Annotated in this window: 11 protein-coding genes and 1 pseudogene; 4 read left to right on the forward strand and 8 right to left on the reverse strand. The window is 53.9% G+C overall.

Annotation, left to right across the window (positions count from 1 at the left end; all coding sequences use genetic code 11):
- Entirely contained in the window at positions 1-4,005 is a 4,005-nt protein-coding gene (locus tag BW972_RS10470; protein WP_076422052.1) for an Ig-like domain-containing protein, read from the reverse strand.
- 241 nt (positions 4,006-4,246) lie between these two features.
- Here BW972_RS10470 and BW972_RS10475 point away from each other — a divergent pair, with 241 nt between their 5' ends.
- Complete coding sequence (locus BW972_RS10475; RefSeq protein ID WP_076422053.1) at positions 4,247-5,143, forward strand: patatin-like phospholipase family protein; 897 nt, start codon at positions 4,247-4,249, stop codon at positions 5,141-5,143.
- Positions 5,144-5,228: 85 nt separating this feature from the next.
- Here BW972_RS10475 and BW972_RS10480 read toward each other — a convergent pair whose 3' ends face one another.
- Positions 5,229-6,290: an NAD-dependent epimerase/dehydratase family protein gene (locus BW972_RS10480; protein ID WP_076422141.1), complete on the reverse strand. Its 1,062-nt coding sequence runs from the start codon at positions 6,288-6,290 to the stop codon at positions 5,229-5,231.
- Between the two features lie 208 nt (positions 6,291-6,498).
- On the opposite strand from BW972_RS10480, the gene BW972_RS10485 reads away from it, so the two are divergent.
- The 3 genes and pseudogenes from BW972_RS10485 to BW972_RS10490 all read left to right on the forward strand — a co-directional run bounded on the left by BW972_RS10485 (position 6,499) and on the right by BW972_RS10490 (position 9,743).
- Positions 6,499-6,996: a patatin-like phospholipase family protein gene (locus tag BW972_RS10485; protein WP_317042630.1), complete on the forward strand. Its 498-nt coding sequence runs from the start codon at positions 6,499-6,501 to the stop codon at positions 6,994-6,996.
- Between the two features lie 98 nt (positions 6,997-7,094).
- A pseudogene (locus tag BW972_RS20200) lies at positions 7,095-7,274 on the forward strand (cation-transporting P-type ATPase); the annotation flags it as partial.
- A 21-nt stretch (positions 7,275-7,295) separates the two neighbouring features.
- Positions 7,296-9,743, forward strand: a complete 2,448-nt coding sequence (locus BW972_RS10490; RefSeq protein WP_394333664.1) for a cation-translocating P-type ATPase — start codon at positions 7,296-7,298, stop codon at positions 9,741-9,743.
- 37 nt (positions 9,744-9,780) lie between these two features.
- On the opposite strand, the gene BW972_RS10495 is transcribed toward BW972_RS10490, so the two are convergent.
- The 6 genes from BW972_RS10495 to BW972_RS10515 all read right to left on the reverse strand — a co-directional run bounded on the left by BW972_RS10495 (position 9,781) and on the right by BW972_RS10515 (position 14,154).
- Positions 9,781-10,992, reverse strand: coding sequence for a DUF3570 domain-containing protein (locus BW972_RS10495; protein ID WP_040573453.1), 1,212 nt, complete (start codon positions 10,990-10,992; stop codon positions 9,781-9,783).
- On the reverse strand, positions 10,983-11,210 hold the full coding sequence (locus tag BW972_RS10500) for a DUF4266 domain-containing protein (protein ID WP_007652820.1): 228 nt from the start codon (positions 11,208-11,210) through the stop codon (positions 10,983-10,985). The genes BW972_RS10495 and BW972_RS10500 overlap by 10 nt, the downstream gene beginning before the upstream one ends.
- A gap of 4 nt (positions 11,211-11,214) precedes the next feature.
- Positions 11,215-12,276, reverse strand: coding sequence for an FAD:protein FMN transferase (locus BW972_RS10505; protein ID WP_076422055.1), 1,062 nt, complete (start codon positions 12,274-12,276; stop codon positions 11,215-11,217).
- A gap of 32 nt (positions 12,277-12,308) precedes the next feature.
- Positions 12,309-12,779 carry a thioredoxin family protein gene (locus BW972_RS10510; protein ID WP_076422056.1) on the reverse strand — a complete coding sequence of 157 codons (471 nt, stop codon included), beginning with the start codon at positions 12,777-12,779 and terminating at the stop codon, positions 12,309-12,311.
- A gap of 563 nt (positions 12,780-13,342) precedes the next feature.
- Positions 13,343-13,552, reverse strand: a complete 210-nt coding sequence (locus BW972_RS19740; RefSeq protein WP_143731986.1) for a hypothetical protein — start codon at positions 13,550-13,552, stop codon at positions 13,343-13,345.
- A gap of 89 nt (positions 13,553-13,641) precedes the next feature.
- Positions 13,642-14,154, reverse strand: coding sequence for a DUF2243 domain-containing protein (locus tag BW972_RS10515; protein WP_007652828.1), 513 nt, complete (start codon positions 14,152-14,154; stop codon positions 13,642-13,644).
- Between the last annotated feature and the right edge of the window lie 4 nt (positions 14,155-14,158).

Here is a 14,158-nt window from a genome sequence, read left to right on the forward strand (position 1 = left end):
TTACTTAAGTACTGTTAATACACCCTTCTGCAACAGGTTGATATCCTTCACCTCGATGATATAGAAATAAGAACCCTCTTTCACCTGTCCGTCCTGACCACGACCGTCCCAGCCCTGCTCCGGATTGGTGGTGTGGAACAGCCTCCTGCCCGCCCGGTCGAACACCTGTATGCTGATCTCGTCGTAGAATTTGAGTTCCGGTACGGTCCAGGTATCGTTGATGCCGTCGTTGTCCGGCGAGAAGGCGTTTACCAGTTTGATCGGATTGGCCGGCTGGTATACCTCCTTGCTCAGGGTGAAGGTTTGCTCGAAACTGTTTCGGTACGGGTCGGTAGTCCGCACCCGTATGCTGAAGTTGCGAATGCCCGAAAGCCCTTCGTTTGACTTCAGGTATAGCTTGTCATCTCTGAGCTCAAAGTAGCTGTTGTGTTCTGCGCCTTGTCCGTTCACCAGGGCGTAGGTATGGGTTTCATCATCCGGGTCGGTGGTGCTGAAAGTCAGCAACACTTCAGCTGGCGTCGCATCCGGCTTGAAGGTGTTCTGGCTGATCGCAATGGCAGTCGGTGGCTGGTTTGGCTCCACAGTCACCGTGATGCTGGCCTTGCGGTTGTCCTGATTGGTAGTGTTCGGCTTGAGCACCAGTTCCCCGCTCAAGGTATAGGTGCCAGGCTCCAGTCCGTTGTAATTACCCTGCTGCCACTTTATCTCCAGGTCTTCTTCCTCTCCGTTGGTATAGCGCACCTTCACCTGCGAGGGTAATGGCAGGTCCTCGAAACTGGTCCTGAACTTGACGCTGATCGCTTCCAGACTGCTCACGGTCAGGATGTTCTTCGTCATCTTCACCACCTGCGCCGTTGCATCAGCACCCCGGTTACCGGCGGCATCCACCTGGTAAAAAGTGAGCGTGAGTGTACCATCGTGCAGACCACTCAGATCAAGGTTCTGAACATTGAAAGAGGTAGTCGTTGTACTGGCTGTGCCTGTCACATCCGTGCCGCCCTTGTCGCTGCTGATGGTATAGAAGTAAGTGGCTCCCTGCTCTGCTCCTTTCACGCTGAAAGAAATATTCTGCTGGTTGTTGTGCTCGACCTTGTCGGTAGTGAACGCCACGGCATAACCAGCAGGTGGCGTACTGTCATACTGTATACCCAGGGTATTGGAAGCAGTGTTCGGGTTACCTGCCGCATCCTGCGCCTTTCCGGCCGTTACACGCACCGTTACCTGGCCATCGGCTGCTGGTCTGATTAGGGCACTGTAAGTCTGATCGCCTGTTTTATTGAATTCGCTGGCTGAGCCGTTCCCTACTGTGATATCGGCCACCGCAAAGCCTTCAACCACTTCACTGAAGCGGAAGTTGACTGTGAAAGGCTCGTTGGTCAGTTCTGCCGCCCCGGTGCTAAGGGCTACAGTTGGCGGTGTGGCATCGTACTGGCGTTTAAGAACGTTAGATGCCGTATTGCCATTTCCAGCCTGGTCTTCTACCTTGTCTTCGGCAAGTTGCAGACTTGTTTCCCCGTCTTTATCTGGTGTCAGCAGCACGGTATAAGTAGTGTTATCCTGTTTCTGCAAACTGCTCAGCTTACCGTTTGTTACGCCGAAAGAGTTTAAGGAAAGCCCCGTAACCGGCTCGCTAAAAGTGATCGTGACAGGTATAGCCGCATTGGTGAGATTACCAGCTGTGGTGGCCAGCGTCACTGTTGGCGGCGCCACGTCATAGAGTCGCTTCAGTTCGGCAGAGGCTTCGTTTCCGTTGCCGGCTTCGTCTGTAACCTTGTTGGCTGCCAGGCTGACCACGACTTCCCCGTCAGACGCAGGGCTGATGGTTGCGGTATAAACAGTGGCGCTCTCGGATTTCAGGTTGCCCGCCGAGCCGTTCTGCACACTGATGTCAGCCGCCGCAAAACCTGTAACCGCTTCGTCAAAGGTAAATCTAACTGTGAAAGGAGCCTTCACAAGCTGAGGGGCATCTGAGCTGAGCGTCACTTTCGGGCGCTTCAGGTCATAAGCGATTTCCAGTTTATTGGAAGCCGTGTTGGCATTACCAGCCAGGTCAGTCGCTTTATTGGCAGCCAGACTAATGGCTACCGTGCCCTGCCCATTGGCAGGTGGCGTGATGGTAGCAGTATAAGTGGATTTATTTACCTCTTTCAGATCACCCAATGTTCCACCGGTGACGGTGATATCGCCGGCAGCCAATCCGTATACCTCCTCCGTGAATTTAAACTGCACCTGAAAAGCCTCTTTCACGGGAGATTTGGCTTCCGTGCTGATAGCGATGTCCGGTCGGGTCAGGTCGATGGTTACAGTAAAGGTATTGCTCACTTTGCTCTCATTGCCCGCAATATCAGTGGCGATGGCTGTGAAGCGATACACACCGGCTGGCAGTGCTGTTCCCTCGTAATTGAAGGACCAATCACCGCCTTCATTCGTTTTCACTTTGCCCAGCTCACCCCGCTCTGCTTCACGCACGGTTACCTCTACCCCATTCTGCGCCTTACCAGACAAGCGAATGGTGTTGTCTGAGGTCACTCGGTCGTTGTTGACAGGACCACGGTCTTCGGTCACCGCTGTGAAAACAGGCGGGGTTGGCGGTTCGGTGATGATGGTCCAGGTATGGGTGGCCGGTGTGGCGTCTCTTCGGCCGGCGGCATCCACTGCCCGCACCGACAAGGTATAGCGTCCATCGGCCAGGTTGCTCAAGGTATAGGGCGTGCTCACCACCGTGTATTCCGCCCCATTAAGACTCACTTCAAAGTAAACGGGGCTTTTGTTGCTTGTAAAGGCAAAGGTGGGGGATTTCTCTTTTGATATTTCCGCCGGCTTTTGTGTGATAGTAGTCTCCGGGGCACTGGTGCTAACGGTAGAAGGCTTGAGCAAAGGTTCCAAAGCCTTGAACCACTGATTGGCCATTTTCTGATAGCCCGACTCAGAAGGGTGCAGGCTGTCGTCGAAGTCACCTCCCTCACTGGCCAGGCGGTAGACGATGCCGGCCGCTTTTTCCATGTCCACCACAATCAGGCGGTCGCTTTTGGTGCGGATGCGGTTCTCGGCCATGGCGGCCAGCTTTACGTTGAAACGTGAAGTAAACTCGACTGCCGCCGGATCATTCGGCTGAAGTACCCGGTTGATGATGAGTCCCAGCACAACGGTGACTTCTTTGTTGGCCCTGGCTTCATAGGCATCTACTTCGTCAAGTATAGCAGCCATTTCAGCAATAGCCTGATCGTCATCGGTGACACCCCACTGACCGCCGTTTGTGCCCAGGTGCAGCAGCACGACATCCGGGTTGAACTTGTCCAGGTAAGTGCCTGAGCCCCGCGACACTAACACATTGTCCTGGTTGCGGTAACTGCTGGTACGCAGCAGGCTTGCAATGTCGCCGGTGCGCGCCGCTGAAAAGCCAGCGTTCTGATCGTTTGCCAGTGTTGCACTGCCCGAGCGCTCGCTACCCACGAAGGTGAACTTAGCGTTGGCCCCCATCAGTAGGTCGTACAACTGCTTACGGTAAGCGATGCGCTGGGCGTCCGGGCGGGTGTCGCTGAATTTGGTGCCGTGGGTGTTGGAGTCACCAAGCGGCATGATGTTGAATGTCTTGGGCTGCGCGTGCGTGGTGGCGCTCACTGTGCTGCTCCAGGGCGAGTCGCCTGCGCTATCCACTGCCTTCACACGATAATAGTAGGTTTCGCCGTAGCCCAAACCTGTGTCGCGGTAGGTATAGATTGTTTTACCACTTGTTACTGAGACGGTGGCATGCTCCTGAAATCCAGCTCCTGGAAACAGCGACCGCTCCACCACATATCGGCTTGCACCTGTCACAGCATTCCATTGAACGGTGATGGCGCCAACAAGGGAGGGCTGTGCTTTGACAGCAGCAGGGGCTGTGGCAAAAAAGGCGTTCGGAGCAGCTGTACTTTTAAGTCCTGTAAGTGCCGATGCTATAAGAAGTACTGTAAAAAGTATAAGTCTGGCCTGTTCTCTATAGCTGAACGAGTAGATTTTATCCATAGAAATTAAAAGAAACGTAATTGAGCACCTTGCAGAGCCGATGTTATGCAAGTTCAGAGAGCTAAACGAAAAACTTTTTGACAGGTTGAGTAATTGGACCAGAATATATAGTAATACTCGTTGCCAGGAGGGTCAGTTGTCCGTTATTTCTTGTGTAGAGCAACTCTCAAAGCGACCATTTTTGGACCAAAGTAGACACAGAAAAGAGCACTTCGGGCAAAAAATATTATCTTGGCCCAACATGGAACAGAAGAAGGTACACCTGGTGCTGGGAAGCGGCGGCGCGCGCGGTTTGGCCCATATCGGCGTCATCGAAGTGCTGGAAGAAGAGGGCTTCGAGATTGTGAGTGTGGCCGGCTGCTCGATGGGTGCCGTGGTGGGCGGGCTGTATGTCGCTGGCTACAACCAGGCCTATAAAGAGTGGATGCTGACCATGACACGAAGCGCGGTCTTCAACCTGCTCGACTTTACCTTAACCCGGCAGGGTTTTATCAAGGGCGAAAAGGTGTTCAATGTGCTGCGGGAGGTGACGGGTGCGCAGGAGATCCAACACCTCAAAATCCCTTTCACGGCTGTGGCCACCGACATGCTCCGAAACGAAGAAGTTCACTACACCTCCGGTGATCTGTACAAAGCCCTGCGTGCCTCTATTGCTATACCTGGCGTGTTCACACCCGTGCTCGAGAACGGGCAGTTCCTGGTCGACGGCGGAGTGCTCAATCCCCTCCCCCTCAACCTGGTGCGAAAAAAGGAAAACGAACTGGTCGTGGCGGTCAACCTCAATGGCCCGGCTTCCGGAGAAAAGCCGATGCTGAAGGTGAACGAGCGTCCGGAGGCTGTGTCGGCCCTCTGGAAGTGGCTGCACCTGACCGGCCAGGACAAGGGGAACGCTGCCGGTGATTTTTCACCGCTCTCGGATTACTCCTTACGGGAACTGCTGTTACTGTCCTACCAAATGACCCAGGACCGCCTGACCAGCCTCATGCTGCAGGTATACCCCCCCGACGTACTGGTCGAAATACCGGTGGACTCCTGCTCTATATTTGAATTTCATAGAGCGGAGACTCAGATCGAATTGGGACGTGAAACCTGCCAGAAGGTGTTGACTCCCTATACCTGTCCATCTTCAGGCTGTTAGGAGGAAGGATTTGCAGGCTCCTCACGGTAGAATTCGATTACTATACCTTGTTTCAGCTGTTATCAAATGAACATAAATGACGCTTTCAGGCTGCTTTCTCCATGGCTTGGTTTTTATAATAAGCTTTAAACCAGCTCAGAAACTTCCCTATACCTTCTTCCAGACAAGTGCGGGGTCTATACCCGATGGCTGTTACCAAGTCATCTACATCGGCGTAGGTAACCGGCACATCGCCGGATTGCATGGGCAACAGGTCAATACTGGCCTTTTTATGCAAGCCACTCTCCAGCAGCGCCACCATTTCAAGCAATAGCACGGGCTGGTTATTGCCAATATTATACAAGCGGAAAGGGGCTTCAGGAGCACGTTTTTTAGCGATCTTTGGTGCACGTAGCAGCAGTTTCGTTACGGCGGTTACCACATCGTCAACATAAGTAAAATCACGCCACATGTTGCCTTGGTTGTACAGATGGATTGTACGCTCCTCGGCAATGCATTTGGCAAAGTGCAGGCAGGCCATGTCTGGTCTCCCCCATGGCCCATACACCGTAAAAAAGCGCATGCCCGTGGTAGGTATACCATACAAATGGGCATAACTGTACGCCATTACCTCGTTCGCCTTTTTGGTGGCGGCATAGAAAGAAATCGGATGATCTGTATTATGGCTTGTCGAAAAAGGAATCTCTACATTTTGTCCGTAAACGGAGCTAGAGGAAGCGAAGAGCAAGTGTTTCACCGGATATTTCCGGCAAGCTTCCAGGATGTTGGCAAACCCCACCAGGTTACTTTCCACATAGGCAATCGGATTTTCCAGGCTATACAATACCCCGGCTTGCGCAGCCAGGTGCACCACGATTTCAAACTGCTGTTCCTGAAAGAGTTTGTCTAAAGAGTGAGCATCTGTTAAGTCGAGCTGGATAAATTGTCTAGAGGCAATATCTGAACTTTGGATGCAGTTGTTGTACGATATCCGGGATTTCTCAAAGCCTTGTTCTTTGAGGCGGTCATACTTTAGTGCCGGATCATAATAATGATTGATGACATCGAGCCCCACCACTTCAAAATGATTATGTTGCAAAGCCATCACCACATGGTGTCCGATGAACCCCGCACTTCCGGTTACCAAGATTCTCTTTTTCCTGCTCATGTTCATTCGAGCTAAGTATGATCCTTCACTATCCTCCCAGAATTATATAATACGTGTTACACCAAGAATCAAAGAAAAAATAAAAAAATTAGTTTAACTACAATTCACTGCCTATATCCGTGCACAGCCTATAAACTCAACAAACGAAAATACCAATATTTACCTTACTTATTGAAGCAGTTATAGTGGTCTTTTGTTAGTTCCTCGGATGAAAAAAATAACTTTTCAGAGCTTGGAACGCAGGGCGGTACACTTGGTGCTGGGAAGCGGCGGCGCGCGTGGATTGGCCCATATCGGCGTCATCGAAGTGCTGGAAGAAGAGGGCTTCGAGATTGTGAGTGTGGCCGGCTGCTCGATGGGTGCCGTGGTGGGCGGGCTGTATGCCGCCGGCTACAACCAGGCCTATAAAGAATGGATGCTGACCATGACCCGAAGCGCGGTCTTCAACCTGCTCGACTTCACCTTAACCCGGCAGGGTTTCATCAAGGGCGAAAAGGTGTTCAATGTGCTGCGGGAGGTGACGGGTGCGCAGGAAATCCAACACCTCAAAATCCCTTTCACGGCTGTGGCCACCGATATGCTCCGAAACGAAGAAGTCCACTATACCTCCGGTGATCTGTACAAAGCCCTGCGTGCCTCGAGACTCAGATCGAATTGGGGCGTGAAACTTGCCGCAGGGCTTTGGCATCACGCACGATTTTTTTAAGTTGAAACCGGAGCCGGTGTAAACGAACTATCACTGCTTATCGCTAACTTTATTTAATTGACGTTACGAATCGATAGCACTACACGTGGTTCTCCAAATCAATAGAGGCTGTTCTGAAAGAACTGGCAGTAGACCCTGCTCAGGGACTTTCCGAAGCGGAAGTGAAAGCCCGTCTGGAAAAGTATGGCCCTAATAAACTGACGGCAAGAAAGAAAAAGAGCATCCTGCAGCTCTTCCTGGCGCAGCTGCAGGACTGGCTCATCTATGTGCTGTTTGCGGCAGTGGTGATCACCGTGTTCATGGGCGAATACATCGACGCCATCATCATCCTGGCCGTGATCATCCTCAATGCGGTACTGGGTGTGGTGCAGGAAGTGAAGGCGGGCAACGCCATCGAAGCGCTCCAGAAAATAGCCGCCCCCAAAGCCCTCGTGCGCCGCGAGGGTGTCGTGAAAGAGGTTGACTCTGAAACCGTAGTGCCGGGCGATGTGCTGATCCTGGATGCCGGCAGGTATATTGCCGCCGACCTCCGGCTGCTGGAGTCGGCCAACCTGCAGATAGAGGAGTCGGCCCTGACCGGCGAATCCGTTCCCTCCCCCAAGGATGCCACCATTACCTTAAAAGCGCCCAACACACCCCTCGGGGACCGCGACAATGCCGCCTTCATGTCCACACTGGTGACGGCGGGCAGAGGCTCAGGAGTGGTCGTGGGCACCGGCATGCAGACCGAGGTGGGCAAGATCGCCACCATCATCGACACCGAAGAAGAAATCAAAACCCCGCTGGAGATCCGGCTAAACAAACTCGGCAAATCACTTGGCAAATTCGCGATCGGCATCTGCGTGCTGATCTTTGTGGTGGCCCTGCTGCAAGGGAGAGACCTGGCGGAGATGTTCCTGATCTCGGTTTCGCTGGCAGTGGCCTCTATCCCCGAGGGCCTGGCTGCCATCGTGGCCATTGTGCTTTCGATCGGCGTTACGAACATGTCCAAACGCAACGCCATTATCAGGCGCTTGCCAGCGGTGGAAACACTGGGCTCGGTCAACATCATCTGTTCCGACAAGACGGGCACGCTCACACAGAACAAAATGACGGTGCTCCGATACTTTAACTCCGAGGGAGAAGTGGCTGTGGAGCGGGAAAAGGAAAACCCGTCTACCGACGATGCCGCTCTGCTCGCCAAAGCCATGGTGCTCTGCTCCGACGCCACCTACGAAAACGGCGAAGGCACCGGCGACCCCACCGAAATCGCCCTGCTGATCCTGGGAGACGACTTAGGGATAGATCGCCAGGCACTGGGCAGGCAGAGCAAACGCATCGACGAGTTTTCATTTGACTCGGACCGGAAGCTGATGTCGACTTTGAACGAGGAAAACGGAAGGTATACCGTGTACACCAAAGGCGCCATCGACAACCTTCTGCAGCTGACCACGCATGTACACATAAAAGGACAGGTGGTCCCCATCTCTGAGCAACACAAACAGCAGGTACAGGAAGCGACCGCCCGCATGTCGGGGCAGGCCCTCCGTACGCTGGGGGTCGCTTACAAGCCCGTTGACACGGTGATTGGTGCAGATGAGATGGAGCAGGACCTGATCCTGCTGGGGCTGGTCGGGATGATGGACCCTCCGAGAATGGAGGTGAAGGACTCCGTGCGCAAAGCAAAAGAGGCGGGCATTAAAACCATCATGATCACGGGCGACCACAAGATCACCGCCTTTGCCATCGGCTATGAACTAGGTATAGCCGATCACCTGGACCAGGCCATTACGGGTCAGGAAATAGACAGGCTAAGCGAAACCGAATTCAGTGAAAAGGTCAATGACTACCGCATCTTCGCACGGGTCTCGCCGGAGCATAAAGTGAGAATTGTGCGTGCCCTCAAGGCGCAGGGAAATGTGGTGTCGATGACGGGAGACGGCGTGAACGATGCGCCCTCGCTTAACGCAGCTGACATCGGGGTGGCCATGGGCATAACGGGGACTGACGTGGCCAAAAACGCTTCGGACATGATTCTGACCGATGATAATTTTGCCACGATAGTATCGGCCATCGAACAGGGCCGGAACATCTACAACAACATCCGGAAAGCCGTGCTCTTTCTGCTGTCCTGCAACCTGGGCGAGGTGGTGGCCATGTTCATCACGCTGATGATCGGCTGGGAAGCACCCTTGATCGCCACCCAGCTCCTTTGGATTAACCTGCTCACGGACTCCATGCCGGCCGTGGCACTGGGCATGGACCCCGGCGACCCGGATGTGATGAAGGAGAAGCCCCGCAGTCCGAATGAGAGTTTCTTTACCGGCATTGCGGGCTGGCGTGTGCTGGGGGGCGGCATTCTGATCGGTACACTCACCATTTTTGCCTTCTGGTTCGGCTACTATGAGCACGGCTATACCCCTTTTGATGATGTTGTGCCTGTCGCCACGCTGGAGAACGCCAGAACCCTGGCCTTTATGACACTGGTGGCCTGCCAGCTCTTTTATGCGCTGGCCATGCGGCATCCGACGAAATCCATTTTCCAGCTGGGCGTTTTCTCGAATAGGTACCTGATAGGCGCCATCGTGCTGGGGCTGGCACTGCAATTGGTGGTGGTAGCCGTCCCTTTGATGCGGAAAGCTTTCAACCTGACCATGCTCGATACTCCCGGTTGGTTAATGGTCCTGACCCTAGGCTTAGTACCGCTCCTGGTGAATGAACTGGGCAAAATATACCTACGGGCCCGCAAAAAGCAGCAATCATCTTAACAAGCCATGCATCTTTCCTGGTGCTTGCGATCACAGATCATTTTCTGGAGGGCAGCGTGAAGTTGAGGTCCGTGCTGATGATGAAAGCTTTGAGGCCATCGCTGCGCCAATAGTTGGCACCCCGCAGTTCTATCCCTTTCAGCGAGGTTTTGTTCTTCGAGAAAGGCAGTCCGAATTTGGCTATACCTGTCAGGGGCGAGTAGCGCAACCCTATACCTGCTTTGTGGCTGGTAAAGCCCGACAGATCATAGTCGGAGGTATAGAACACCTGGCTCAGACTGTGCTCTTTGTAAGGTGCAAAGTAGTCGGCTGCCGTTTGGGTATGGAAGCGGTAGAAAGGGTAGAACGAAAAGAAAGGCCCGAACTTAATGGGTGTTTCCAGCTCGATGGTGTTGGCCGTCACGCCCCAGTTGTCGCTGTAGAAACGGTAGAAAAAGCGCGAAGTCACATAGTCATTCACGTAGTAGTTCACCCGCAACCCCAGCGGGTACTTCAGGCGCTGGTCCGGCAGTTGCTCTACCTGTGCAATCTCCTGCTCCCGGAAATACACCCTGTGAAAGGGCGTGGAGAGCAGACCGGACTGGTACACGATATCGGCGCTTAGCGAAGCCTGCATCTTCTGGTTGATCACCTGCGACAAAGTAGCCGAAAGGTTGTAGGACTGTCGCTTGTTGGTGCTCACCAGGCTTTTACCGTTGCGCAGTTCCTCCGGGTAGATCAGCGTCCAGGTGTCGAAGTAGATCATGCCTGTCAGGCTGAGTTCCCGGTTGCCGTCCCGCGACTCCTGCGCCCAGCCGCCCCCCACTGACAGCGACTGGTAATCGTATTCGGTAGAGCCACCTATGCTCAGGCTTTTCGTCGTCCTTGCCAGGCTGTTGCGGCGGCTGATGCCCAGGTTGAGGTGTGTGCGCAAATCAGATTTAGAGGCGGATGAGACGTTAAAATCGATGTTGTCGGTAGAAGCCGAAGAGTAAAAGTCCATCCCGAAGTTCACATTCAGGTTAGTGACCGTATCGAGCGGCACATTCACGATAATGGTCGGCGTGACACCCGTCAGCTGCTCGGTGCCAATGCCTCCGGTCACCGGCGAGTGGTTGCCGTCCTGGCTGTAGTAGCTGCCGAGGATGTTCACCTCTGCCGGTTCCAGCTTGCGTACGCGGCGCGAAGGGGCCGTAACAGTCGTGTTTTGCGCGAAGGCCGTCGTAGCCATGGCGCAGGCCATCATGAGGCCGATATACCTCAGTTGCATCCGCACCCCCCTCCTACTTTACCGCCGTTTGCACCCGAGGCACCTTCGCGGTACGATTGGAAATTCGTCTCAAAGGCCTCTATTTTCCGTGCACTCAGCTTCATCTCCTCCTCGTTCAGCAAAGTTTTCTGATAAGGTTTAACGACTTCGCAGCCACCCAGCGCGCCAAGCAAAACGGCACCACAGGCATACCACGCGACACTTCTGATCAACTTCATGGGCTTAGATTTTAGATGTTTTGGCAGGTATAGGAGCTTTGGCTGAAGCCGGCTTGTTTTTGTAATAGTGCAGGTGCAGCTGGTCAGAGGTTACCATTTCGTTTTCATCTGTCACCAGCAGGCACTCCACCCCTTTCAGCTGGTTGACCAGGTATAGCCCCTCTTCTTTCCCCAGCACAAATACAGCCGTGGCCAGCGCATCGGCCAGCTCGGCATCCGGGCAGATGATGGTGACGCTTTTCAGGCCACTTACCGGATAACCGGTGCGTGGGTCTATGATGTGACCGTAGCGTTTGCCATTGATCTCGGCGTACTTCTCGTAGCTTCCGGAAGTCACGACGGCGGTGTGGTCGGCCGTGAGCCAGGAGAAAACCTTTTCCTTGTCGGCAGGGTCGGCTATACCGATGTACCAGGGCTGGCCATCGGCCTGCTTGCCCCAGGTGATCAGGTCGCCGGCGGCATTCACCACGCCGCTTTGTATACCCATTCTGCGCATCAGGTCGCGTGCCCGGTTGGCAGCGTAGCCTTTACCGATGGCGCCAAACCCGATCTTCATTGCTTGCTCTTTCAGAAACACACTGTGCGTCTCCGGTATCAGCTGGATCTTTTGATACCCGATGTGGCGGATGGAGTTCTCAATGGCTTCCGGCGAGGGCATCTGCTTCATCGACCCGTCAAACTTCCATACCTTGTCGGCCGCTGCCCAGCTAATGTCAAAGGCCCCGCCCGTGAGCTCGGAGATGCGGAGGCTGCGCCGGATAAGCTCGTACAACTCTTCGTCAACCGGTACGGGCATGCCGCCGGCACTCCGGTTGATGGCGCTGGTCTGCGAGGTCGGTTGCCACTCCGAAATAAGCGCCTCGATCCGCTGGATTTCCGCTATACCTGCCTCAATGGCCTTATTGGCCAGTTCTTCATCCTCCGACACGGCCACCAGTTCAAACCGGGTGCCCATCAGCAACAGTACTTTTTTCTGTGTTTTCAGCTCCCGGGCAGGAGCCTGCGCTTGTGCGGCGTTGCATACAAGCAACAAGGCCACCAGCCAGCATTGCATGATTCTATACATACACATCAAAAGGTTAAGGGTAAGCAGGCGATCTACTTTTGGTGCAGGAGTTGCTCCAGGTGCGGAATATACTTGTCGGGTCCGCCAGCCTGGTAGCCCGTTTTGCCCAGCACATTTCCTTTCTCATCTGTCAGGACAACCAGCGGGAACAGGCCCTCCTGGTTATATCTGTCTGCCAGTTGCTCATTGTACTTTTTCTGCTCCTCCGGTAGCTGGTTTTTCTTAAAACGGGGGAAGTCGAGCTCGAGCAGCACAAAATGCTCTTTGGCATAATCCCGGAAGGCAGGCGTATCCCATACCTCTTTGCGCAGCAGGATGCAGGGCTTGCACCAGTCGGAGCCGGCAAACACCATCAGGATGGGTTTGTGCCCGGTTGCAGCCTGCCGGGCGGCTTCCTCGAAGCGGTGTTCCCACTTCACCCCATCAGCTGTGTTTTGGGCATTGACACTATGGCTAAACGGCAGGACCAGCCATAGCAAAGCAAAAGATAAGACACGTTTCATATACACCGGTTTGATTAATTGACAAAGTTTTCCTGCCCTTTGCAGGTTAAATTGTTTTCAGGAAACGGAGGTGTAGAGGTTAGTATCTCATCGAGACAAATAGCTGGTGCTTAGTATGATATAAAACGTTTCGACCGCTGCCGCTGTTGTCTGTTTTATCAGAAATATTATTTTATTCCGGCGCCTCTGCCTCCCGCCATGGCCGGCCGGTCTATTCATGTCCACGGGCATTCGCTCTTTTCTGTTTTCTGGTAAGGCAGCTTCGCAAAACACTCCGTCACGCCAGGCTGTCGCCCTCCAGCTGAGCTCCCAAACAGCAGGATATAGAAGGTACCAGACCACTGCAGCCAACAGCCCCAAAGCACTGCACGCGCAAAACCTGACTAAGGCGCTTGCCCCTGGCTCAGTTGACGGGCTGCCCCGGCGCGCAAACCTCGGTACTGATTACGCCTGTAGGCAAGCACGCCGACAACCTGCCCCAGGATCAGGACCGGGTCCAGCCGCATCAACGTCTAGTAAAAGATCATCAAACTACCCGCCAAGGCTCGTGGCTGAAGCAGGCCTTACTTTTGCATGAGGAACAGGCCATTAGGTGGGTTTTGAGGGAGTGGCGACACATTCCGCTCATTGGCAGGCGGCACGAGGGTGTTGTGGCCATCTTCCCGATTTCGTCCATTATCCACTCCTGGTCTTCGCGGAAGGGGTGTGGCAGCTGGAAGCGTCCAGAAGCCATAACTCCGCTCCTGCTCCTCGATGCAGCGGTTAACCCACACAAAGATAGTGGCTCTATGGACCCGATTTTTCTGCTATTGCGATGCGGGTTTATTAAGAAAAGGGGCTCGTATGTAGCGCTGATGCTTTCTTACTGGTGCCCGGGTAATGCTTCCCTCCTGCCCTTCTGCACAAGCAGCCAACCGGCAGCCAGCATCACAAGCGATATCCCCAGAAAACCGAAGTTCCAGGCTGATTGATTAGAACTGATCTCACGCACGTTGTGAAGCACTAAAATGTGGTGGTCGATGATACCCTCCACGATGTTGAAAATGCCAAAACCTAGCAAAAGACTGCCACCGAAAATCCGGTTGGAGAGTACTGATTTGCGTTCGTATACCACACGCCAGAGCAAATAAATTCCCAGCGCTGTGGTGAGCCAGGTAAAAGCATGGAATATCCCATCCCAGAACATGTTGGTCTCTTTGTTGAGCAGCGTGTCCGGCGGCAGCTTGGCCGAAATCATCTGGTGCCACTGCAGGATCTGGTGCAGCACAATACCATCCACAAACCCACCCATCCCTATACCGATCAGGGTGGCCGCCGCTATCAGCGGACCGCTTCGAACGGACTTCACTTCTTCAATGGGTATCTGTCTTTTCATAGCG

Source organism: Pontibacter lucknowensis (genome assembly GCF_900156415.1).
Taxonomy (GTDB): domain Bacteria; phylum Bacteroidota; class Bacteroidia; order Cytophagales; family Hymenobacteraceae; genus Pontibacter; species Pontibacter lucknowensis.